Origin of the sequence: Pseudodesulfovibrio sp. lm2024, from assembly GCF_051175575.1 — a bacterium.
Taxonomy (GTDB): Bacteria; Desulfobacterota; Desulfovibrionia; order Desulfovibrionales; family Desulfovibrionaceae; genus Pseudodesulfovibrio; species Pseudodesulfovibrio caledoniensis.
This window is the reverse complement of record NZ_CP195092.1, coordinates 3076207-3097953: the sequence shown is the minus strand read 5'-3', so window position 1 is coordinate 3097953 and position 21747 is coordinate 3076207. Positions and strand designations below refer to the sequence as shown.

The window sequence follows — 21747 nt, the reverse complement described above, 5'->3', positions numbered from 1 at the left end:
CGGGGTATGCCCCGGCTCCCCCGGGAAGGACGGTGGGGGGAGCCGGGGGTGTCGGACGCCCCTGTCACGGAGGTGAACCAGGAACGGTTGCGGCGTTACGCCGGCAGGGCGAAGGCCTCCTTCTCGAACCGGGCGAGTTCCTTGTCCATGCCCAGCCGCTTCATCAGGCGGCGTGTGGGCAGGCCGGTCGTCCCGTCCCATTCCATGAGCTTGTAGTACTCGTCCTTGACGGCCTCGAAGTTCTCGCGGACCAGCGGGGGATGCGGGGGCTCGGCGGGCGGGAAGGGCGGCAGCAGCCGCGATTCCTCGGCCGCGAAGAAGTGCTCGGGCAGCTGGTCGTGCTCCTCGCGCAGGTTGACCCTGCGGCCTCCGCCCCATTCCATGGCGGTCAGCAGCCGGTGCAGGACCCATATCCGGGCGGCCTTGTCGTCCAGGGTCTTCTGGGTCATCTTCTGGCCGGTGACCAGCTCGAAGAGCTTGTACTCCACCGAGATGTCGCCGGAGTAGTCGCGGTCCTTGCGGCCGCTGGTCATGATCGGGAAGACCCAGTCGCAGACCGTGAGGCTGTCCTTGACGCAGCCCCGGTAGTGGATGAACTGGCCCAGGTAGGCGTTGGCCTTGGCCGATTTGTCGCCGTTCCAGGTCAGTGAGACGTCGCGCTCCCGGTGCAGGTCGTTGAGCGCGTTTTCGGCGATGTCCCTGCCCCAGAGGTTGATGGCCACGGGCATGGCCTGCTCGAAGGTCAGGCCGGTCCATTCCACCAGGTTGGTCATGGAGTGGCGGTTGGGGTCGCGGTTCTCCACCGCGAAGTTGACCGCCCAGTAGTAGCCGAAGGTGCGCGGGTCGTAGTGGGCCGACATGCCCCAGCCGCCGTTGCCGCCCACGACGCCGCCCATGATGCCTTCCATGTCCTCGAAGCGCGTGACGCGCCGGGCCACCTCGCTCATGCCGAGGGACTCGAATTTGGCGGCGATATTGTACATTGCCCGGCAGAAGCCCTCGGCCAGGGTGTCGCCCAGGTAGCCGGTGCGGTAGGTGATGATGTTCATCAGCGTTTCCAGCCCGCCGGAACCGAGGACGCCGTCGGGGGTGTAGTGGCCGTTCTCCAGCTCCTTCTTGATCTCGGCGCTGACGAGCTTCTTGTCGTACATGTGGTCGAGCAGCGACTTGCCGTCCACCTTCTCGTCCTGCAGGAACCAGACGAACTGGACCATGGGGAACATCTCGAAGGTGTCCACGCCGAGCTTGTTGGCCAGCTGGTTGGCCAGGAAGGTGGTCTTGTCGCGGTTGCCCAGCCAGGAGTAGAACCACTGGGTACAGCTGACCGCGCCGCCGCCCATGCCGTCCACGTTCATGTACGAGTAGCACCCCTGGGGGCAGGAGTAGCAGGACTGCGACTTGACGTGGTACTTGTTCAGCCACGGCGCGCAGCTCTCGGTCTGGTCGAAGCGCAGGGCCTGCTTGTTGATGTCCTTGGGATCCACGTGCTTCTCGGTCCAGCTGAGCGGGCCGTGGGACAGCGGGGTGGAGCCCAGGGGGCCGGGCTGGAATTCGCGCACGCTCTTGACGTACTTGATCAGGTTCTTCTTGTCCGCCACTCGCACGCCCTTGGTGCCCCGGATGGCGATGGCCTTGAGGTTCTTGGACCCCATGACCGCGCCGAAGCCGCCCTGGCCCGCCGCGTTGCCGATGCGGTGGATGATCGGCGAGATGCGCACCAGGTTTTCGCCCGAGGGGCCGATGACCGCGATCTGGGTCTTTTCGTCGCCCGTCCTGGCCTTGATCATGTCCTGGGTCTCGAAGGTGTCCTTGCCCCACATGGCGCTCGCGTCCTCGATGGTCACCTCGTCGTTGACCACGTTGATGAACACGGGCTTCTTGGCCTTTCCCCGGACCACGAGGGCGTCATACCCGGCGAACTTCAATTCCGCGCCCCAGTATCCGCCGAAGCCGCTACGGGTCACCAGGGGCTTCTTGGACTTGGGGGCGTAGACGTGGGGCGAGATCGAGATGACCTCGGAGCGTCCGGAGGAGGGCGCCAGGGAGCCCGTCAGCGGGCCCACGGCGAAGACGATCCGGTTTTCGGGGTCAAAGGGCCCGGCCATGGGGGCCTCGTCGAAGATGACCTTGTAGCCGAAGCCGATGCCGCCGGTGTATTCCACGTACTTGGACGTGTCCTCCGTGGTGACGGAGCCGTCGTCCAGGTTGATTCGCAATATCTTTCCAGCCCATCCGTACATAGTGCTATCTCCTTGCATTGTCTGATTAACCGAGCTCGATGAACTTCAGCGCGTCCGCCGGGCAGTACTTGACGCACATGGGGTCGCCGCCGCAGAGGTCGCACTTGGAGAAGACGCTCTTCTCCTCGTTCTCCACGATCATGTCGTAGGGGCAGGCCGCGAAGCATTCGCCGCACCCTTCGCACTTGGCCGGGTCGATGATCCGCGCCCCGGTCTTGGGGTCGAGGACCAGGGCGTCGTACTCGCAGGCCAGGTAGCAGTCGGCCATGTTGCACTGGCGGCAGACATCGGGCATGACCGCCAGCTTGATCAGCCGGTGCTGGGGATCATAGGTGGTATGTATCCGGGAGAGCGCCGGTCGGCATATGTCGTCGTGGGCCAGCGAACAGACGATCTCGCAGGTCCGGCAGCCCACGCAGGTGGTCGGATCGGTGACCAGCCAGGCCCGGGTGGCGGGCAGCTGGTCGGGGGTGATCCCCCGGTTGTAGTGCTTGGGGTTGAAGTTCTTCGGGGCGGCGATGGCCGCGGTGGCCAGGGTTCCGGCCACGACCTGGATGCCCAGGAAACCGAGCATTTTGCGCCGCGATATGCCCCCGCCCTTGGACGGTGTCGTTTCCTTCTTGACCGCCACGCTATCGGCGGCCGTCTCTTCAACCGATGTATGGTCCGTTGCCTTGATGGTGTTCACAGAAGCCTCCTGTTGGTTTTCGCATTGAACCGCATGCCCCTTTGTGAGCAATTCCGGGACCAGCGTTTCCAGACAGGGTTCCGCAGAGCCATTTCGTGCATGATTTGGGCATAATACTAGCTGTGCAAAACCGATTGCTTGTAAAAAATGCATGAAATTTTACGTGTCGGGTAAAACGCTGTTTCCGGGCTGCGCCGAGGCCCGCCATTCCGAGGCCTAATGACCCAAACGCAAAAAAAAACCGGGTCGCAATGACCCGGATTTTCACGGGGTATCGGGACGGAAGTTGATTTTTACCCCGGTTTGGGGCGAAGGTACGGTCTGCGCCCGGCGCCTCCCCGTCCGATCGGGGGGACGCGTCGCCGGGCCCGCCGCAGCAAACTTCGGAGCCCGTATGCACTCGTTGAAGATCAAGGTTTTTCTGGTGGTCCTCGCCTTTGTCCTGTTCATGCTCCTGACCATGGGCATGTACTGGTGGAACATCGTGGCCTTCCGCGAGCGGCTGATCATCATGGACGAGTTCCACGACGTGGTCTCCGACATCCTGGAGACCCGGCGCTACGAGAAGAACTTCATGTTCTATCCCGAGCCGGGCAGCCTGTCCGAGGCCCTGGTCTACCTGGACCGCGCCGAGCACACCGTGGTCCTGCTCGAGCCCCAGATCGTCGAGATCCTGGGCCGGGGGACCTATGACGGCGTGCTTGAGGACATCGCCGCCTACCGCACGCTGCTGCACTCCCTGGCCAACGGCGACAAGTCCGTGGCCGACGAAACCCGGCAGCACGGCACCCGGCTGGTGGAGACGGCCCAGGCCCTGCTCGTGAAGAAGAAGCAGACCATCCACGACGCCCTGAACCGCATCCTGTTCATGCCCCTTGCGGTCAGCTCTCTGATCCTGGTGCTGATCACCGCGGTCTATGTCTGGCAGGCGCGCAAGATGCTCGGGCGGCTCAACTACGTGCAGCGGGCCGCCGACGGCGTGGCCAAGGGCGACTACGAGGCCATCCAGCACCTGACCAGCGAGGACCCGGTGTCGGTGATGATGCGCTCGGCCTTCCGGTCCATGGCCGCCCAGCTGGACGAGCGCCAGGAGCAGCTGGTCGAGGCCCGCAAGCTGGTCTCCATCGGCACCCTGACCTCGGGCATCGCCCACGAGTTGAACAATCCGCTGAACAACGTCTCCCTGACCGCCGACACCCTGCTGGAGGAGCTTGAGGAGTTGCCCGAGGAGGAGGTCCGCGAGCTGCTCGGCGACATCATCAACGAGACCGGCCGGGCCTCCGAGGTGGTCCGCAACCTGCTCGACTTTTCCCGCCAGGAGGAGCGCCCCCTGGCCCGGTTGAGCATGAACAACGTCATCCGCCAGACCCTCAAGCTGGTCGGCAACCAGCTCTCCCTCAACGGCATCAGGGTGGAGACCAGCCTGCCCGACGGCCTGCCCGACATCCACGGCGACATGCACTATCTCCAGCAGGTCTTCATCAACCTCTTTCTCAACGCGGACCAGGCCATGGAACGGGGCGGCATCCTGACCGTGGCGGCCCGGACCGACGGCGAGCACGTCTGCGTGGACGTGTCCGACACCGGCTGCGGCATGGACAAGGACACCCAGAGCCGCATCTTCGATCCCTTCTTCACCACCAAGCCGGTGGGCAAGGGCACCGGGCTCGGACTGTCCATCATCTACGGCATCCTCAAGAAGCACGGCGGGGCCATCGACGTGCGGAGCCGGGAGGGCGAGGGCACGACCTTCACGGTCTGCCTGCCGGTCCTGGCCGAAGGAGAAGCGGCATGACCCTGTTCCGCGCGGCGGTCATCGACGACGAGGCCCAGGCGGCCAAAATGGTCGGCAGGGCGCTGACCAAGCTCGGCTTCGAGGTGGAGACCTTCGGGCTGGGGCACAATTTTCTGGCGCGCATGGCCGAGGACCCCTTCCAGCTCGCCTTCATCGACCTCAAGCTGCCGGACATGGACGGCATCGAGATTCTCGAGGCGGTCAAGACCGGGTTCGAGAACGTGGAGGCCGTGATCATCACCGGGCACGGGTCCATCGCCTCGGCCGTGGAGGCCACGGCCAAGGGCGCGGCCAACTACATCGTCAAGCCGTTCCGGCTCCAGGAAATCCGCGCCGTGGCCCGCGAGGCGCTGGAGAAACTCGAATTGCGCGAGGAGAACCGGCGGTTGAAAGCGGCCCTGGATGACGTCCCGCCGCTCAAGGACTTTCTCGGGGCCAGCCAGGTCATGCTCGACGTCTTCGCCATGATCCGCAAGGTCGCGCCGGTCAACTGCACGGTCCTGCTCCAGGCCGACACCGGCACGGGCAAGGAGCGGGCGGCCAAGGCGATCCACGACCTCTCGCCGCGCAAGAACCGGACCTTCGTGTCCTTCAACTGCGGCGGGTTCACCGAGGAGCTCATCTCCAGCGAACTGTTCGGCCACGAGAAGGGGGCCTTCACCGGGGCCACGGCCACCAAGATCGGGCTGCTCGAATCGGCCAACGGCGGCACGGTCTTTTTGGACGAGATCGGCGAGATGCCCCTGAACATGCAGGTCAAGCTGCTCCACGTCATCCAGGACCGGCGCATCCTGCGCGTGGGCGGCACCCAGCCCATCGACCTGGACATCCGGATCATCGCGGCCACCAACCGCGACCTGCAGGAGGCCATGGCCGCCGGGCAGTTCCGCGAGGACCTCTTCTACCGCCTCAACGTGGTCCGCATCTACCTGCCCACCCTGGCCGAGCGGCGCGAGGACATCCCGCTGCTGGCCGAGCACTTCCTCAAGACCTTCAACGCCCGGTTCGGCAAGGAGGTGGCGTCCATCTCGCCCCAGGCCATGGAGGTCCTGACCCAGTACAACTACCCGGGCAACGTCCGCGAGCTGGAGAACATCGTCCAGCGCGCCGTGGCCCTGGCCGACGGCGCAGTCATCGGCCTGCGCGAGCTGCCGCCCGACCTGCTCAACCTGACCTTCAGCAACCTCGGCACCCCGGGACTGCTCCCCCTGGACGAGGTCGAGAAACGGCACATCCTCCATGTGCTCGAGGCCACGGGCAACAACAAGGGACTGGCCAGCTCCATACTGGGCATCCCCCGGACCACCCTCTGGCGGCGGCTCAAGAAGTTCGGCCTGGACACGGACGAGGAATAGCCGCCGCTCGTCCCCGTGAGCCCTCGCCCCACGGGCTTTTTCGGCAATACCGATCGTCTTCCCGCCAACCCCCGGCGCTTTCCGGACGCCCTTTTTTTTAGCCCGCCTTCAAGAAAAAATGCGGATTATCGTTTCCGCGTTCAGAACCGTTTTCTCCTGCCTGTTCATTTTGAAACACGTTTTGCCGCAAAAGTGGTCCGAATCGCTAATATCCGGCCCTGGTTTTTCAGAATGAAACAACCATGTCTTGTGGCCATACAGTCCGTTTCCATGACCTATTTTTAAGAAATATCTATTATTATAGTGAGTTGAGTGGTTATTCGCTTTGCCGTTCCCGATCCGGCAGGGGGTCAGTGGCACAAGTGTATTGTTTTTCATTTTGAAACATAAAACAGGGATAAATCGCTTCCGACAGCCATTCTCGAAAACAAAACTCCTTATATATTAACAAGTTGATTGACTCCTCTCTGATCCTTCCTTGGCACCGGCCTTGCTCTTGGGTGGTCGACGGAAGGAAAAAATGAAGAATGTTTTGATCGTTGTGGACAAATCGGAATCGAGCCTGTGGCTGGCCTATTACGCCATGGGGCTGACCCGGCGCATGGCCGTGAACGTCTCCATCCTCCTGGTGGTGGACGAGGAGTTCGATGGCGGGACCGGGGACGACGAGGAGTGGATCGGCTCGCCCGAGAAGCGGCTGGAGTCGATCCTGGCCGAAGGCCGATCCGAAGGAGCCCGCCTCGACTATTACGTGGTCCGGGGCCGGATGGAGGAGGAGATCCCCAAGTTCATCCGCGAGAACAGTGTGACCAAGCTCTTCATCGGCGCCCCTCCGTCCGGCCGCCAATCACTCTACTTGAAACTGATGAAGGTGATCGACGCGGTGAACACCACCACCCGCTGCGAGGTGGAGGTGGTGCAGAAGGTGTCCGCGCACGGCAAGCGCAGGTGAGTCCGCCTCCCGAAGGGGGCGAGGCGGACGGCGCAGGTCGGCTCGGGTCCAGCCCGGTCGCGGGCTTGGGCCTGAACATGGAATTCAACCTAGTGGAGGAGTATCGATGTTTCATATGTATCTTCCCATCGCCGGGAACAGCGTCAACGTGTTCCTGGTATTCGCCCTGGGAGGGTTCGTCGGCCTGCTCTCCGGCATCTTCGGTGTCGGGGGCGGCTTCTTGATGACGCCGCTGCTGATCATGTTCGGCATTCCGCCGACCGTGGCCGCGGCCTCCGACTCGAACCAGATCGTGGGCGCGTCCACCTCGGGCTGCCTGGCCCACTACCGGCTGGGCAACGTGGACTTCAAGATGGGCTTTTTGCTGCTCATCGGCGGCGTGCTCGGCGGCTTCGGCGGCGTCCAGGTGATCAAGGTCCTGCGGGCCATGGGCAACGCGGACTTTCTGATCAACATCACCTACGTGCTCATGCTCGGCGGCGTGGGGGCCTACATGTTCATCGAGTCGGTCCAGAGCCTGCGCAAGAAGGCGCCCGAGGCCGACGCGCCGGCCAAGCCGGTCAGGAAATCGCGTTACGCGGCCATGATGGAGGCGCTTCCGTTCCAGACCGACTTCGTCAAGTCCGGGGTGCGCCTGTCCATGCTCATGCCTCTGGTGCTCGGCGTCCTGGTGGGCGTGCTCGCGGCCATCATGGGCGTTGGCGGCGGATTCATCATGGTCCCGATCATGGTCTATCTGCTGCGCATGCCCATGCACGTGGTCGTCGGCACCAGCCTGTTCCAGATCCTGTTCACCTGCATCAACGTGACCATCCTGCAGTCCTACACAAACCACACCGTGGACTTCGTCCTGGCGGTCCTGCTCCTGCTCGGCTCCACCCTGGGCGCGCAGTTCGGCACCCGCATCAGCCGCAAGCTCAAGGGCGAACAGCTCAAAATCCTGCTGGCAACCCTGGTCCTGGCCGTCATGGTCAAGATGCTGCTCAACCTGCTGGTCACGCCCGACGTGCTGCTGGCCATGGCCGGAGGTCACTAGTCATGAAGAAGATCGCATACGTCTGCGCGGCCCTGCTGGCCGCCCTGTCCCTGTCCTGTCCGGCCTTTGCCGCCGCCCCGGTGGGCATGACCATCCGGCCCAACCTGGTGACCATCGGCACCGGCTTCAACGGCACCAAAGTGACCGTCACGGGCTCGGTGCCCGAGGGCGACTCGGCGGTCATCCGCCTGCTCGGCGAGCCGAGCGACAAGACCTTCAAGAAGAAGGGCAAGGCGCTCGGCCTGTTGTGGATGAACCTCGGCGAGGTGGAGATCAAGGGCGTGCCCGACGTCTTCCTGGTGGGCACGGACGGCGCGTCGAACATCAACTGGGAGCACTCGGACCTCGGCTTCAGCTCGGTCAAGGGCGAAACCGAGGACTGGATCTATGACGAGTTCATCAAGCTCATGGAAGAGGACGGCTTCTATGAGGTCGAAAACGGCATTATCCAATACACCGGCGAGGGAGAGGGCAAGCGTTCCTTCCGGGCCGAGCTGTCCATCCCGTCGGCCATGCACCAGGGCGTGTACCGGGTCGAGGTCCTGGCCGTGAAGGACGGCCATATCGCGGACATGGCCGCCGAGGAGCTGCACACCCGGCTGACCGGCCTGCCCGCCTTCCTGTCCAGGCTGGCCTTCGACCACTCGCTGCTCTACGGGGTGGCCGCCGTGATCATCGCCATCCTGGCCGGACTGTTCATGAGCCTGGTCTTCAAGGAACGCGGAGGCGCCCACTAGGGCGGGGGGATCGGCCATGTTCGGGCTGCTTGAGCATATCCGCACCAGGCTGCTGCGCAGGCGGCGCAGGGAACGCGTTTCCCTGGCCGCCCTGTTCCGGCAGTTCCAGCAGGTGCTCGAACTGAACAACCGCATCCTCACGGCCATCGCCTCCATGCACGACAAGCTGGGCGGGGACTACATCTTCGACGTGCAGTACCTGCGCTCGTCCAAGCAGTTCATCGTGGATACCGTCCGGGAGCTTATCGACGCCTTCGACGCCATGGCCCCCGGACGGTATCCCGGCCTGTACGCCGCGTTCCGCGACATCCGGCACAAGCTGGAGAGCGAGATGGAGCGCCGCCCGGTGCTGCCCGACGTCATGGCCATCCCCTTTGCGGACATCCGCCTGCGGGACATGGACGCGGCCGGGGCCAAGTCCACCCGGCTGGTCATGCTGGCCAAGGCCTCGGCCGGGAGCGTGCCGCCCGGTTTCGCGGTGACCACCTCGGCGTACCGGCTGTTCATGGAGCTCAACGACATCGAGGACGAGATCGTCCGCCTGGAAGGCGGCTGGCGCGACGGCGGGATGACCGTGCAGGAGGCCTCGGGCAAGATCCGCTCGCGCATTCTGGCCGGGTCCATCCCGCCGCGCGTGCGCCGGGCCATGGGCCGCGAGCTGGAGGCCCTGCGCCGCAGCGCGGGCGAGGGCGGCCTGCGCCTGGCCGTGCGCAGTTCGGCCTGGGGCGAGGACGGCGACCTGTCCTTTGCCGGTCAGTACGACAGTTTTCTCAACGTCCGGCCCGAGGACCTGCACGACGCCTACCGCAAGGTCCTGGCCTCCACCTACTCCCCGGCGGCCATGGAGTACCGGCGCGAGTACGACTTCAAGCCCGACGAGGTCTTCATGGCCGTGTCCGTGCAGGCCATGGTCAAGGCCCGGTCCAGCGGCGTGGTCTACTCCCTGTCCCCGGTCCGGCAGGGGGTGAGCGGCATCGAGATCGCCGCAACGTGGGGGCTCGGCTCCCCGGTGGTCTCGGGCGAGGTGGAGGCGGACCGCTTCCTGGTGGGGCGGGGGCCGGAACACAAGCTGCTCCGGCAGACCGTGGCCCACAAGCCCACGGCCCTGCGTCCCGGCCCAGAGGGGTCGGTGGTCACCGAGGAGGTGGACGAACCGTTGCGCGACGCGCCCAGCCTGTCGCCCGAAGAGGTCCGGCAGCTGGCCGACACGGCCATCCGGCTGGAACAGTATTTCAAGAAGCCCCAGGATATGGAGTTCGCCTTCGACCAATCCGGGGCGCTCATCGTGCTCCAGTCCCGGCCCCTGCGCATGGAGGCGGGCGACGACCCGCAGTCCCCGGCCCTGAGCGAGATCCTCAAGGAGTATCCCGTGCTGCTCAGCGGCGAGGGAGACGTGGCCCAGCAGGGCGTGGCCTCGGGCCCGGTCTTCGTGGCCTGGGAAGGACGCGACCTGGAGGATTTCCCGGTGGGCGCGGTCCTGGTGGCCCACCTGTCCTCGCCCCAGTACGCGGCGGTCCTGCCCAAGGCTTCGGGCGTGATCACGGACATCGGCTCGCCGCTGGGGCACATGGCGACCATCGCCCGCGAGTACCGGGTACCCGCGCTGCTCAACGCCAGCCGGGCCACGCTGGTCCTCAAGGAGGGTGAGGTGGTCACCCTGGATGCCGAGCAGAAGACCGTCTACCAGGGTCTGGTCCGCGAGCTGCGCATGCACGACTTCATGAGCGACCGCATGGAGGAGACCTACGAGTACCGGCTGCTGCGGCGCATGCTCAAGCTCATCGAGCCCCTCTACCTGGTGGACCCGGAGGAGAACAACTTCACCCCCCAGGGGTGCCGGACCATGCACGACATCGCCCGGTTCATCCACGAGAAGGCCGTGGAGATCCTGACCGAGATCCCGACCACGGCCCGGGCGGGCGGGGCCTGCCCCGGCGGGCGGTTGGAACTCCCGGTGCCCATTGACCTGGTGGTCCTGGACATAGGCGGCGGGCTGGCCGAGGAGTGCGCCGGGGAGGACACGCCCAGCCGCAGGAGGACCATCCGGCCTGAGCAGGTCCGCTCGCAGACCCTGCGCGCCTTCATCGACGGCGTGACCCTGGAGGGGGTCTGGCAGTCCCACCCGGTGCCCGTGGATTTCTCCAGCTTCATGTCGAGCATGACCCGGACGTTCTCAGCAGACTCGGCCGGGGTCAATCGCATGGGCCAGAACCTGGCCGTGGTCTCTGACCGCTACCTGCACCTGAGCCTCAAGCTCGGTTACCATTTCACCCTCATCGATTGCTACAAGAGCGAGGACGACTCGCGCAACAGCGTGCAGTTCCGCTTCGCGGGCGGGGTGACCGGAGCGGTGCGCCGCTCCCGCCGGGCGCGTTTTCTGTCCGAGGTGCTCAAGGGGTTCGATTTTTCCGTGACCGTCAAGGACGACCTGGTGGTGGCCCGGGCCAAGGGGTGGATGGCCCGCGACCTGAACCGGCTCATGCGCATCCTCGGCCTGCTGGTGGCCTACACCCGCCAGCTGGACGTCTCCATGGTCAGCGACGCCGTGATTTTCGAGCATTGTCAGGAGTTTGAACACATCGCCGAAGAGGCGGTGGGCAATTAGCTATTGGAGGTTGGCAGTATGACCGCCACATCGAAGACCAGTATTCTCATTCTCGACGACGAACCGATCGTCAGCAAGCGGCTCCAGCCCGCCCTGGAAAAGAAGGGCTACGAGGTGGAGAGCTTCTACGAGAGCGCCCGGGCCATGGCCCGCATCCGCGAGCGGAGCTTCGACATCGTCGTCACCGACCTGAAGATGGAGGGCATCGACGGCATGCAGTTCCTGGCCGAGGTGAAGAAGCTCTCCCCGCGCACCGAGGTCATCGTCATCACCGGGTTCGCCACCATGGACACGGCCAAGGAGTCCATGCGCAAGGGTGTGTTCGACTTTCTGGCCAAGCCGTTCAAGCTCGGCGAGATCCAGGAGGTCATCAGGAAGGCCGAGGAGCACATCCGCCTCGGCAAAGAAGGGAAGGAATAGGAATTTCATGAACCATTCAACAAGCGAGGTGCGCCCATGGACATGCTGAAAGCCCTTGTCCCCGTGGAGATGACGTTGGCGTCCAATGTGGCCCTGCGATACCTGTGCCGGAAGGCGGAGCTGCTCGGCATCGCCGTGCAGCCCGTGCATGTGGAGGAACCGGACCACAAGCCGCACTCCTCGGAAACCGGCTGGATACGCCGCTCCTGGGAATCGGGGCTGCGCCAGGCCGGGCTCGAGGAGGTGCAGCGCATCCTGAACAGCGAAAAGCTCGACTGCTTCATCCTGCCCAATCCCATCGTCCGCGTGGGCGATAGGGACGACACCCTGCTCGAGGAGCTGCGCCTGGGCGGATACGATTTCTTCGTGGAAGGGGAGGTGGCCAACTTCAACACCGGCGCCTTCCGCAAGCGGCTGCGCTCCAAGCTCTACCGCCAGATGCCGTGCCCGGTCCTGCTGGTGCGCAACATGATCCAGTCCGACCGGCTGGCCCTGGTCCTGGACGAGAAGACCGACGTGGAGTCCCTGGTGGCCCGCTTCCACCAATTGTTCGGCGGCCGGGACGTGGATTTCGACCTGTGCGCCTACGCCATGGACGACCTGCACCAGGACCCGCACCCGGACGAGCTCCTCAGCGAGGGCGGGGAGCTGCTCGCCGGGCTGGGCTACAAACCGGCCCGCGCCTTCACCCTGCTGGGCTCGCCCGAGACCGCCGCGCGCAACCTGGGCGACTACGGCATGATCGTGGCCCACATGGACCGCAGGTCCAACCGCAAGTCGCCCCTGTCCGAGGTCCTGGGCCTGGCCTCCAGCCCCATCCTCATTTGCTGGTAACCGCACCAAGGGAGAGTTGACATGAAGATTCTCGTCGCCGTGGATGAAAACGCCTACAGCCGGTACGCCGTGCGCCAGGCCGCCCGTCTGGCGGCCAACACCTGGGCCGACGTGGTCATGCTGGCCATCGAAAAGAACCGCTCCTACATCGCCGAGGAGGAGCTGGACCCGTCCCACGCCCATCCCAGGCTGCGGCTGCTGAACCGCTACCGGGCCGACTTTCTCGACGCCCTGGGGCCCGGCGTGGACCTGTACGACGGACGCGGGGACGGACCGCTTACCCGTCGGGAGGACAAGGTCCTGGAACAGGACCTCTCCGGGCGCAAGACCTTCAAGCTTCATCTGCGCGGCGGCGACCCGGTCAAGGCCATCACCGCCGAGGCCCGGGCCGAGGGATGCGACCTGGTCATCCTCGGCTGCGGCCAGCACGAGGGCGGCTGGGGCCGTGGTTCGGACGTGCCCGGCCGGGTGGCCGACGATGCCGACTGCTCGGTCTTCGTCATCCGCGAGGAGCCGGTCACCTCGCGCGTGGTCTGCTGCCTGGACCACGGCGACATTTCCCAGGAGTCGCTCGAACTGATCAACCAGTGGGTGACCATCTACGCCGCCGGGCTCGAGGTGGTCGGCGTGCTCAAAAAGGGCGAGCTGCGCGAGGCGGTGGAGGCCAAGATGGGCGAGGTCCTGGACTACTACCTGAAGCGGGACGTCAACGCCCTGATCCGGGTGGTGGACGAGGACTCGCTCGAGACCTTCATCGAATCCGGGCGCAAGGACGACCTCATGGCCCTGTGGCTCAGGCACAAGTCGCCCCTGCAACGGTTTTTTCACTCCAAACGGGTCAATGCGTTGGTTAATCACGCCTCCTCATCCATGCTTATCCTGCGCTGACCCATGACCGAACCGGAGGCGGAGCCCCCACCCCTGTCCGGGGGCTCCGCCGCCACCCTCCCATCCACTCCCTCTTGTTTCACCGTATCGGAAAAAGGTCCGCAACCGACCTGTTTTCGTGACTCTCTTGCCGCTTGCGAAATGCGGTGCAAAGATCAGGGGTTCCAAAGAGAGTATTATGCTTTTTCAAGCATAATGGTGTGACGGATTTCACAAGGCGGTGTCCGCTTGACCACGGCAAGGCCGGGGCATAGCGGGAGAATGCCGGATAGGGCCTTCTTGTCCGATCCGGTGTCCATTACATCCCAAGACAAGAAGGAGAATCTCATGTCGTACAAGGAAATGCAGGAAGTTCTGATGCGCGAGCTGCGCCTCTACCATTACCCCGTGGCGGTCAAGTTCTTCTTTGACCAGGCCGAGCTGGACGCCTTTCACAAGGCGGCCCCGGAGATCTACACGCCGGTCAAGGCCATGACCTTCTGCCAGTGGGAGCTGGGCGCGCGCATGAAGGGCCAGATCGTCTATTCCGGCGCGGAAGGGCTGGGCTGCGGCAACGCCAAGTACAGCTTCGGCTGGAAGGAGCTGGACGACGCCGAGATCAAGGGCCACGCCAAGTACACCAAGGACCTGGACCAGGCCGAGCGGTTCGTGCGCTCCAAATCGCGCCTGCCCGAGGGGCTGCTCGGCATCGCCGTGGCCCCGCTGGGCTCGGTGGACGGTCTCTACGAGCCGGACACCGTGCACTTCTACTGTGACAACATGCAGGCCTACCACTTGGCCGTGGACTACATGGCCGCCACGGACACCCACCCCCTGCGTCCGACCATCACCATGAACTCGTCGGCCTGCGGCGGCAACGTCAGCACCTACGTGTCCCAGGAGTTCAACATGCTCCCGGCCTGCTCGGGCAGCTACAACGCGGGCAAGACCGAGCGCGGCGAGATCAACGTGATCATCCCGGGCAAGCAGTTCGGCGCGGTCTTCAGCCGGCTCATGGATCGGATCGAGGCGGGCAGCAGCTCCATCACCCGGCCCGGCGACGGTTTCCCCGGCGCGGACGTGTGCAAGAACTGCCCGTTGATCATCTTCAAGAAGGAACAATAGGCGGGATCATCCCCCGACGACCCGTCCGCGCCGGACAAGGGTGCGGCTTCCGGCGCGGACGGTGACGAGGGTTGGCGGCCCGGGTGGCGAGGGCCGTCATGCCGACGGGCGGGAGGAGGTAGCCCGCCGTCAGGCGTCAATTCCTTCGCAGGCCACGGCCATCTCGTGGCGTTTCCTGTAATGCGAACAATATTGCATGCGCATCTCGTGCGGCATGGTGTTCCGGCCGCAGCCGTCTTCATTGCGCGGGAGGCCGGACGTGGTCCGGGACGCCAGGAGGAGGGCCAGTTCCTGCGCCCGGCCCAGGAGCGGATACTCGTCCATGTTCAACTCGAACCACGGCATGCCCGCCCCGTCGACCGCCTCGCGGCAAAACGGCGAGCCGGGCGCGTCCTCGTCCGGGGAGTGCACGAACAGGGATACGGGCCAATGGCCACGCGCCGGTCCGCCATACGGCTCGGTAAAGGCCCGCCTGGGGAAGGGGGCCAGGAGCGAAGCGCTGTCTTCGCCGAACCCGAGCCAGAGCAGCGGGCCGGACACGAAGGGCGCGACCTGGGCGGACTCGCTGTTGCCGTCGATGGCTGCGGCCAGGGAGGCGGGGCAGACCTCCATGAAGCTTTTGCCGGGTTCGGGGATCACGGCGTCCCAGAAGACCAGGCTGCGTATGGTCGAGGGCAGGGCCTCGGCCAGGGCCGGACCGAGCAGGCCGGACCAGCCGGAGCAGACGACCACCGCGCCGGTGATGTCCTCGGCCTCGAAATAGCGGACCAGGTTGTCCAGGGCGGCCCGGGCGGGGCTGTCCGCCTTGTCCGGGTCAAAGGGCAGGGTGCGCCCGGCGTAGCTCGGGGTGTGGACCTCGTGGCCGAGGTCGCGCAACTCGCGTGCCGTCTGGCGCCAGACCCAACCGCCCTGGAATGCGTCGTGCAAAAGAACGAAGACTGCCATGGTTCACCTCACATGGTGTTTGCATCGGTCGGCCGGGCACGGGCCTTGGGTCCGCGAGCGCTTCGGGATGCCGTTGCGAAAAATTCCCCTAGCTCCCCGTGTCCTCCAGGGAACAGGCCGCGAACCGGTCATCGCTGCGCTTGGTGGTCGCGTTGCAGGACTTGCCCTCGAACCAGCCCACGCGGTCGGCGGGCCAGACGTCGAAGTCCGGGACGTAGGGCTTGATGTCGATGACCGGCGTGCCGTCGAGCACGTCCACGTTGTTCAGAATGATGCCCTCGTCCGAGACCCCGCACAGGGACATGACCGACAGCCCCAGCGGATTGGGCCGCTTGGGCGACCTTGTGGCGAAGATGCCGTGTGGGTTCTTGTCCAGGAAGGGGATCACGGTCAGTTCCTGGCCCTGTATCTCATGCAGGTGGTAGAGGATGATCAGGTGCGAGAACCCTTCGATGTCCCGGATGCCTTCGCGGAACTCGGGCAGGATCTTGATGGTCCCCTTGATGCCCTGGGCCCCGGAGGGCTGGATGGGCATGCCCGTGGTGTTTTTGTGCGGGGTATGGAAAAAGCCTATGGGTCGGTAGGTGATCTTCATTCAGTACGCCTTGTTTGGGTATTTATGTCTCTGTGAGCATACACTGTGCCATCACTGGAAATGTAATGATCACAATACAATGAACATCTGATCATGTCTACAATTGTGCGTTTTCGTACATATTTGAAATAAGTTGTACACAAAAATGTAGTATTTGCGTCCAGGGGCGGCATATCGCCCGACAGGCTCGGCCCGCGGGCCTTGTGCGAACGTGCGCACGGTGGCGGGCCAGGCGGGGGTGGCAGGCGGAAAGGTAATAAAACAGATGTGTTGTACAGTCGGCCGTCCGTTTCCTTTTCATCTGGATTCCGGCCGGGATACCCTTTATGGTAAAAGTCCGCGCCCACGGGACGGCCTGTCGCCCTCCCGCCGACAGGGCCGGTTTCCCGGCACGCGCGCAACAACGCAACACGAGGTGGACCTGAACATGGGCCTTGCCACGGACATCATACTGATCATCGTCTTCGCCTTCTTCTGCGGGCTGGCCGCCCAGCGGGTGGGCCAGCCGATCATTCTCGGCTACATCCTGTCCGGGGTGCTGCTCGGGCCGTACACCGGCGGGCTGACCGTGTCCGGGGCGCACGAGATCGAACTGCTGGCCGAGATCGGCATCGCGCTGCTCCTGTTCGCCCTGGGGCTGGAGTTCTCCTTCAAGGACCTCAAGCCGGTGAAGTGGGTGGCCCTCGTCGGCACCCCCATACAGATGCTGTTGACCATGGCGCTCGGCTTCGCCATAGGCCAGTTTATGGGCTTCGACTGGAAGTCCTCCCTGTGGCTGGGCGCCCTGGCCTCCTTTTCCAGCACCATGGTCATCCTCAAGACCCTGATGAACCAGGGGTGGCTCGGCACCCTGTCCTCTAAGGTCATGATCGGCATGCTCATCATCCAGGACCTGGCCGTGGTGCCCATGATGATAGTCCTGCCCGAACTGAACGACCCGGTGGTCGGCCTGCCCAAGCTCGGCTTCGCCCTGGTCAAGGCCGCCCTGTTCCTGGCCTCCATGATCCTGCTCGGCACGCGCCTGCTGCCCTGGCTCATGGCCCGCATCGCCCAACTCGGCTCGCGCGAACTCTTTTTGCTGGCCATCGCGGCCATCGGCCTGGGCGTGGGCTACGTCACCTACCTGGCCGGATTGTCCTTCGCTTTCGGCGCGTTCGTGGCCGGCATGGTCCTGTCCGAGTCCGACTTCGGCCACCAGGCCCTGTCCGACATCATCCCCCTGCGCGACATCTTCGGGCTGCTTTTCTTCTCTTCCGTGGGCATGCTCTTCAACCCCATGTACCTGGTGGAGCACTTCAGCCAGATATTCTGGCTGCTCGTCGTGCTCTGCGCGGGCAAGGGGCTCATCTTCGCCGTGGTGGCCAAGGTCTTTCGCTACCGCAACGTGGTGCCCCTGGCCGTTGGCCTGGGTCTGTTCCAGATCGGCGAGTTCGCCTTTGTCCTGGCCCGGCTCGGCCTGTCCACAGGGTCCATTCCGCGCGAGGTCTATTCCATGATCATGACCGTGACCATCATCTCCATGGTCCTGACCCCGATCATCTCCGGCCAAACCGCCCGGCTCTACGCCTTGCGCAAGCGCTGGTTCTCCCACGAGGAGCTGGAATCGACCAACATGCCCAAAAACGGCCTGGACGGCCACGTGATCATCCTCGGCGCAGGCCGGGTGGGGCTCCAGATCGCCCAGATCCTCAGGCGGTTCGACCAGACACACGTCGTCGTGGAACTGGATCACCGCCGGTTCGAGCAGGCCAAGAAGGCGGGCATACCGGCGGTCTACGGCGACGCCAGCCAGGAGATCGTGCTCGAGGCCGCCGGGCTGGACCATGCGGCCCAGCTCATCGTCACCGTGCCCGACCTGGTGACCATCCGGACCATCATCCAGCACGTCCGGCAGGACTACCCGGATCTGGACATCATCGCCCGGTCCACCACCCGCGACCACCTGCACGACATGAAGGAACTGGGCGCGGACGAGGCCGTGCTCCCGGAACTCGAGGCCAGCCTGGAGATGTCCCGCCAGTCCCTGCTGCGGCTGAACAAGCCGCCCGTGGAAATACAGCGCCACACCGACCGCATCCGCCAGGAGTTCTATTCCGTGTTGGCCGACTCCTCCAACGAATATCGCGAACTCGTCCAGTTCCGGGGCGCGGAACAACAGTTCGACCTGCAGTGGATCAAGGTCCCGGCCACCAGCCCCCTGGCCGGAAAATCCATCGGCGACAGCAATGTCCGCAAGGCTACCGGCGCGTCCATCGTCGGCGTGGTCCGCGACGGCCAGCTCAAAACCAACCCGGACGCGAGCTATGTCCTCGAAACCGGCGACCTCGTGGCCTTCATCGGCAACGACGAAGACCGCTCCCGGTTCTGCACCTTCTCCCGCACTGAATCCGGCGCTACGGCGAACTGTGTGGCGTAGGGAAGAATCGGGGGAAGGGGAGAGGGAAAACCTTTGGGAAAAGGTTTTCCCTCTCCCCTTCCCCCGAACCCCCATCCTCTCTCCCTTTCTAAACCTTTTGTATGCGCATGCGCGCGTGCGGAGGGGCACGATAAATCGTGTTTCTCTTCTTTACTTTATTCGAGCTAGATGAATGGTCGGTAAAGAAAGGTGAATCTACGCGCCCGCACATCCGCGAAGCGGCGACAAAAAGTTTCGGAAAGGATGGGGATGGGGGTCTGGGGGAAGGGGAAGGAAAAGCCCTTTTCAAAGGGTTTTCCTTCCCCTTCCCCCAGCCGCCGGAGGCAATCTTATCTTCCCAACCTGAGCACTTGCCCGCACGGGGTGGGGGTGTCCGGGGCGGTGGGGCCGTGGAGGACGGTGCCGTTGACCATGACCAGGTCTATGCCGGTGGGGTGTTGGCGTGGTTCGGTGTAGGTGCCGTTGTCGCGCACGGTGTCCGGATCGAGCAGGACGATGTCGGCGTGGTAGCCGGGCTTGAGCAGGCCGCGTTTGTCGATCCGGAATGTCTCGGCGGGTTTGCCGGTCATCTTTCGGATGGCGGTTTCGAGCGGCATGACCTTTTCCTCGCGCACGTATTTGCCGAGCACGCGGGGGAAGGCCCCGTAGGTGCGCGGGTGGGGCGTGCCTCCGAGCAGGCCGTCGGTGCAGACGTTCATTTCCGGGCGGGCCATGATCGCCTTGACGTGTTCCTCCAGGCCGTAGAAATCGACCATGCCGACCGCGTTTTCCTCCTGGAGCAGGAGGTCGAGCGCAGCTTCCAGGGGCGGCTTGCCGCGCATCTCGCCGAGCTGGACCAGGGTCTTGCCGACGGCGTCGCTGTTGGCTTTGGTTCGCGTGCTGGTGACGAAGATGCCGTCCACGCCCGCGAAGGCCACGAAGTTGTCCCAGCCGGGGATGCCCTGGCGAATGTCGCGGAGCATGCGCGCGCGGGATTGTTCGTCGGCCAGGCGTTCCAGGAGCTTGTCCGTGCCGCCCGCGTGGGCCCAGGGGGGCAGTATCGCCCCGAGCATAGTGGAACCGGCCACGTAGGGGTACTGGTCGATGGTCACCTTGAGGCCGTCGTCGGCCGCCCGGTTGAGGAGGGTGAGGACGCGCTCGAACTTGTCGGCGTTGTACTTGCCGCAGATCTTGAAGTGGGAGAAGTGTACGTGCACGCCGGTGTGCCGGGCGATGTCGAGCACCTCGTCCATGGATTCGAGGATGGTGTCGGCCTCGCTGCGCTGGTGGATGACCAGCGGGCGGCCGAACTCGGCGGCCACCGAGCAGAGCGCCTCCATCTCTCCCTTGTCCGCGTAGGTGCAGGGGGGGTAGATCAGCCCGGTGGACAAGCCGAAGGCCCCGGCCTCCAGTTCGCGGCGCAGCACGGCCTGGAGCAGCCTGAGGTCGCCGGGGCGGGCCTTGCGGTCGTCCAGCCCCATGGCCTCCATGCGCACGTTGCCGTGCGGGGCCAGGTAGCAGAGGTTGGTGCCCGCGCCGGATCGCTCCAGGCGCGAGAGGTAGCCGTCGGTGGTCTCCCAGGTCCAGTCCAGGGTCTCGGACTCGCCTTCCAGGCCGCTCAGGTTCTTGCGCCAGGCCGGGATGTGCCGCTTGGGCAGGGGGGCCATGGAGATGCCGTCCTGGCCCAGGATTTCCGTGGTCACGCCCTGGCGGATCTTGGGCAGGATGAACGGGTCCTCCATGACCACCAGGTCCGAGTGGGAGTGGGTGTCGATGAACCCGGGGCAGACCACGCGCCCCTCGGCGTCGATGGTCTGGTCGGCCTCGGGCGCTTCCGGGCCCACGTGGGTGATGACGCCGCCCTCGACGCGCACGGAGCCGGGCGTGGCCGGGCTGCCGGTGCCGTCGATGATGCGGGCGTTTTCGATGCGGATGCTCATGGCGATTCCTTGAAGGCTATTCGCAGGCCAGTAGGGCCTCGATGATGGCCTTGTAGCCTTTGGTGACCTTGTGCAGCTGGTCCACCTCGATGTGTTCGTCGATGGTGTGGGCCAGATTCTCGCGGGACGGGCCGTAGCCCAGGGTGCGGATTCCCGCCTCGCCCGCGTAGTGGGAGCCGTTGGTGCAGAACGAGTAGTGGGACAGGCCGGGTTCGAGCCCGGCCCCCCTGAGCCCGTCCAGGGCGGCGGTCACGAACGGGGCTTCCTTGTCGAACAGCCAGCCCGGAAAGAACCGTTCGCCCTGGATGTGCACGCCGGTGTAGCATTTCTCGCGGCCCTTGGCGAAGTACACCTTGGCCTTGAAGTCCGGGTTGGCCTCGGACAAGCGGGCGATGGCCTCGTTGATGGGGGCCAGGACCGATTCCGGGGTTTCGCCCACCAGCAGGCGGCGGTCGTAAGTGGCCCGGCAGCCGCTGGGCACCACGGACGAGCCGGGGTAGGGCGTGGACTTGATGTCCGTGAGCACGCAGATGCCCTTGCCCAGGACGTCCTGGGAGGGTGCTTGAATCCTGTCGATCTCGCGGATCAGGTCGGTCATCAGGTGCACGGCGTTGACGCCCGCGTCCGGGTTGGCCGAGTGGGCGGGCACGCCCATGGTCTCGACCACGATCTCGGCGCGGCCGCGCTGGCCGATCTTGAGGTTCAGCTCGGACGCCTCGCCGATGATGACGAAGTCCGGCTTGACCGCCTGGGATATCTCGCGCGCGGCGATGCCCTCGAAGAGCTCCTCGTGGACCACGCCCGCCACGCAGACCTCGCCCGCGAATCTTCCCTTGGTCTCCTTGGCGAACCAGCAGGCGGCCCCGACCATGGCGGACAGCGCGCCCTTCATGTCCGAGGTGCCCCGACCGTAGACCTTGCCGTCCACGATGTCGCCGCCGAACGGGGGGTGGGTCCAGGCCGACGGGTCGGGCACCGGGACCACGTCCATGTGCCCGTCGAACAGGATGCACGGGCCGGGCGTGTTGCCCTTGATGCGGCCGACCACGTTGCCGTAGCGGTCGGTCGTGACCTTGTGGAAGCCGTTGGCCTCCATGGCGGCGGCCAGGGCCTTGGCCACGTCCTCCTCCTCGCCGGAGACGCTGGGCAGGGAGACGAGCTCCTGGCACAGGGCCACGCTCAGGTTGCAGTATTTTTCCATGTTCGCCATGTCGCCCT

Annotated in this window: 17 protein-coding genes; 11 read left to right on the top strand and 6 right to left on the bottom strand. The window is 64.9% G+C overall.

From position 1 onward, the window contains the following. Window positions 1-95: 95 nt before the first annotated feature. Together ACR42D_RS14485 and ACR42D_RS14480 are read right to left on the bottom strand one after the other, a co-directional pair. A complete protein-coding gene (locus ACR42D_RS14485; RefSeq protein ID WP_484567500.1) occupies window positions 96-2240 on the bottom strand; it encodes an aldehyde ferredoxin oxidoreductase N-terminal domain-containing protein in 2145 nt (714 codons plus the stop codon). A 25-nt stretch (window positions 2241-2265) separates the two neighbouring features. Continuing rightward, on the bottom strand, window positions 2266-2928 hold the full coding sequence (locus tag ACR42D_RS14480) for a 4Fe-4S dicluster domain-containing protein (RefSeq protein ID WP_484567499.1): 663 nt from the start codon (window positions 2926-2928) through the stop codon (window positions 2266-2268). A 394-nt stretch (window positions 2929-3322) separates the two neighbouring features. Here ACR42D_RS14480 and ACR42D_RS14475 point away from each other — a divergent pair, with 394 nt between their 5' ends. The 10 genes from ACR42D_RS14475 (at window position 3323) to ACR42D_RS14430 (ending at window position 14654) form a co-directional block, all read left to right on the top strand. Beyond that, the gene (locus ACR42D_RS14475; protein WP_484567498.1) at window positions 3323-4723 is read left to right on the top strand and encodes a sensor histidine kinase; all 1401 of its coding nucleotides are present in this window, start codon (window positions 3323-3325) and stop codon (window positions 4721-4723) included. Continuing rightward, on the top strand, window positions 4720-6078 hold the full coding sequence (locus ACR42D_RS14470; protein ID WP_484567497.1) for a sigma-54-dependent transcriptional regulator: 1359 nt from the start codon (window positions 4720-4722) through the stop codon (window positions 6076-6078). Before ACR42D_RS14475 ends, ACR42D_RS14470 begins: the two co-directional genes overlap by 4 nt. Window positions 6079-6598: 520 nt before the next feature. Then, entirely contained in the window at window positions 6599-7030 is a 432-nt protein-coding gene (locus tag ACR42D_RS14465) for a universal stress protein (RefSeq protein ID WP_484567496.1), read from the top strand. Window positions 7031-7136: 106 nt separating this feature from the next. Next, complete coding sequence (locus ACR42D_RS14460; RefSeq protein ID WP_484567495.1) at window positions 7137-8066, top strand: sulfite exporter TauE/SafE family protein; 930 nt, start codon at window positions 7137-7139, stop codon at window positions 8064-8066. 2 nt (window positions 8067-8068) lie between these two features. Beyond that, a complete protein-coding gene (locus ACR42D_RS14455; RefSeq protein ID WP_484567494.1) occupies window positions 8069-8803 on the top strand; it encodes a TIGR02186 family protein in 735 nt (244 codons plus the stop codon). A gap of 16 nt (window positions 8804-8819) precedes the next feature. Further along, on the top strand, window positions 8820-11408 hold the full coding sequence (locus ACR42D_RS14450) for a PEP/pyruvate-binding domain-containing protein (RefSeq protein ID WP_484567493.1): 2589 nt from the start codon (window positions 8820-8822) through the stop codon (window positions 11406-11408). Between the two features lie 18 nt (window positions 11409-11426). After that, entirely contained in the window at window positions 11427-11828 is a 402-nt protein-coding gene (locus ACR42D_RS14445; RefSeq protein ID WP_484567492.1) for a response regulator, read from the top strand. Window positions 11829-11864: 36 nt separating this feature from the next. Beyond that, on the top strand, window positions 11865-12662 hold the full coding sequence (locus ACR42D_RS14440) for a universal stress protein (RefSeq protein ID WP_484567491.1): 798 nt from the start codon (window positions 11865-11867) through the stop codon (window positions 12660-12662). Between the two features lie 21 nt (window positions 12663-12683). Further along, window positions 12684-13550 (top strand): universal stress protein, encoded by an 867-nt coding sequence (locus ACR42D_RS14435; protein ID WP_484567490.1) that lies wholly within the window; start codon window positions 12684-12686, stop codon window positions 13548-13550. 327 nt (window positions 13551-13877) lie between these two features. Then, window positions 13878-14654 (top strand): DUF169 domain-containing protein, encoded by a 777-nt coding sequence (locus ACR42D_RS14430; RefSeq protein ID WP_484567489.1) that lies wholly within the window; start codon window positions 13878-13880, stop codon window positions 14652-14654. Window positions 14655-14783: 129 nt separating this feature from the next. Here the strand turns inward: ACR42D_RS14430 and ACR42D_RS14425 are convergent, their stop codons facing one another. Both ACR42D_RS14425 and tsaA read right to left on the bottom strand, forming a co-directional pair. Next, complete coding sequence (locus tag ACR42D_RS14425) at window positions 14784-15599, bottom strand: alpha/beta fold hydrolase (RefSeq protein WP_484567488.1); 816 nt, start codon at window positions 15597-15599, stop codon at window positions 14784-14786. 88 nt (window positions 15600-15687) lie between these two features. Continuing rightward, a complete protein-coding gene (gene tsaA / locus ACR42D_RS14420; RefSeq protein ID WP_484567487.1) occupies window positions 15688-16194 on the bottom strand; it encodes a tRNA (N6-threonylcarbamoyladenosine(37)-N6)-methyltransferase TrmO in 507 nt (168 codons plus the stop codon). Between the two features lie 427 nt (window positions 16195-16621). Here tsaA and ACR42D_RS14415 point away from each other — a divergent pair, with 427 nt between their 5' ends. Next, window positions 16622-18610 carry a monovalent cation:proton antiporter family protein gene (locus ACR42D_RS14415; RefSeq protein ID WP_484567486.1) on the top strand — a complete coding sequence of 663 codons (1989 nt, stop codon included), beginning with the start codon at window positions 16622-16624 and terminating at the stop codon, window positions 18608-18610. Between the two features lie 329 nt (window positions 18611-18939). Here the strand turns inward: ACR42D_RS14415 and ACR42D_RS14410 are convergent, their stop codons facing one another. Both ACR42D_RS14410 and ACR42D_RS14405 read right to left on the bottom strand, forming a co-directional pair. Next, window positions 18940-20529, bottom strand: coding sequence for an N-acyl-D-amino-acid deacylase family protein (locus ACR42D_RS14410; RefSeq protein WP_484567485.1), 1590 nt, complete (start codon window positions 20527-20529; stop codon window positions 18940-18942). 16 nt (window positions 20530-20545) lie between these two features. Further along, entirely contained in the window at window positions 20546-21739 is a 1194-nt protein-coding gene (locus ACR42D_RS14405) for a YgeY family selenium metabolism-linked hydrolase (RefSeq protein WP_484567484.1), read from the bottom strand. Window positions 21740-21747: the final 8 nt, after the last annotated feature.

Coding starts and splice junctions, on each gene's coding strand:
- ACR42D_RS14485 (WP_484567500.1), bottom strand. CDS start 2,240: ATGTACGGATGGGCTGGAAAGATATTGCGAATCAACCTGGACGACGGC.
- ACR42D_RS14475 (WP_484567498.1), top strand. CDS start 3,323: ATGCACTCGTTGAAGATCAAGGTTTTTCTGGTGGTCCTCGCCTTTGTC.
- ACR42D_RS14470 (WP_484567497.1), top strand. CDS start 4,720: ATGACCCTGTTCCGCGCGGCGGTCATCGACGACGAGGCCCAGGCGGCC.
- ACR42D_RS14465 (WP_484567496.1), top strand. CDS start 6,599: ATGAAGAATGTTTTGATCGTTGTGGACAAATCGGAATCGAGCCTGTGG.
- ACR42D_RS14460 (WP_484567495.1), top strand. CDS start 7,137: ATGTTTCATATGTATCTTCCCATCGCCGGGAACAGCGTCAACGTGTTC.
- ACR42D_RS14455 (WP_484567494.1), top strand. CDS start 8,069: ATGAAGAAGATCGCATACGTCTGCGCGGCCCTGCTGGCCGCCCTGTCC.
- ACR42D_RS14450 (WP_484567493.1), top strand. CDS start 8,820: ATGTTCGGGCTGCTTGAGCATATCCGCACCAGGCTGCTGCGCAGGCGG.
- ACR42D_RS14445 (WP_484567492.1), top strand. CDS start 11,427: ATGACCGCCACATCGAAGACCAGTATTCTCATTCTCGACGACGAACCG.
- ACR42D_RS14440 (WP_484567491.1), top strand. CDS start 11,865: ATGGACATGCTGAAAGCCCTTGTCCCCGTGGAGATGACGTTGGCGTCC.
- ACR42D_RS14435 (WP_484567490.1), top strand. CDS start 12,684: ATGAAGATTCTCGTCGCCGTGGATGAAAACGCCTACAGCCGGTACGCC.
- ACR42D_RS14430 (WP_484567489.1), top strand. CDS start 13,878: ATGTCGTACAAGGAAATGCAGGAAGTTCTGATGCGCGAGCTGCGCCTC.
- ACR42D_RS14425 (WP_484567488.1), bottom strand. CDS start 15,599: ATGGCAGTCTTCGTTCTTTTGCACGACGCATTCCAGGGCGGTTGGGTC.
- tsaA (WP_484567487.1), bottom strand. CDS start 16,194: ATGAAGATCACCTACCGACCCATAGGCTTTTTCCATACCCCGCACAAA.
- ACR42D_RS14415 (WP_484567486.1), top strand. CDS start 16,622: ATGGGCCTTGCCACGGACATCATACTGATCATCGTCTTCGCCTTCTTC.
- ACR42D_RS14410 (WP_484567485.1), bottom strand. CDS start 20,529: ATGAGCATCCGCATCGAAAACGCCCGCATCATCGACGGCACCGGCAGC.
- ACR42D_RS14405 (WP_484567484.1), bottom strand. CDS start 21,739: ATGGCGAACATGGAAAAATACTGCAACCTGAGCGTGGCCCTGTGCCAG.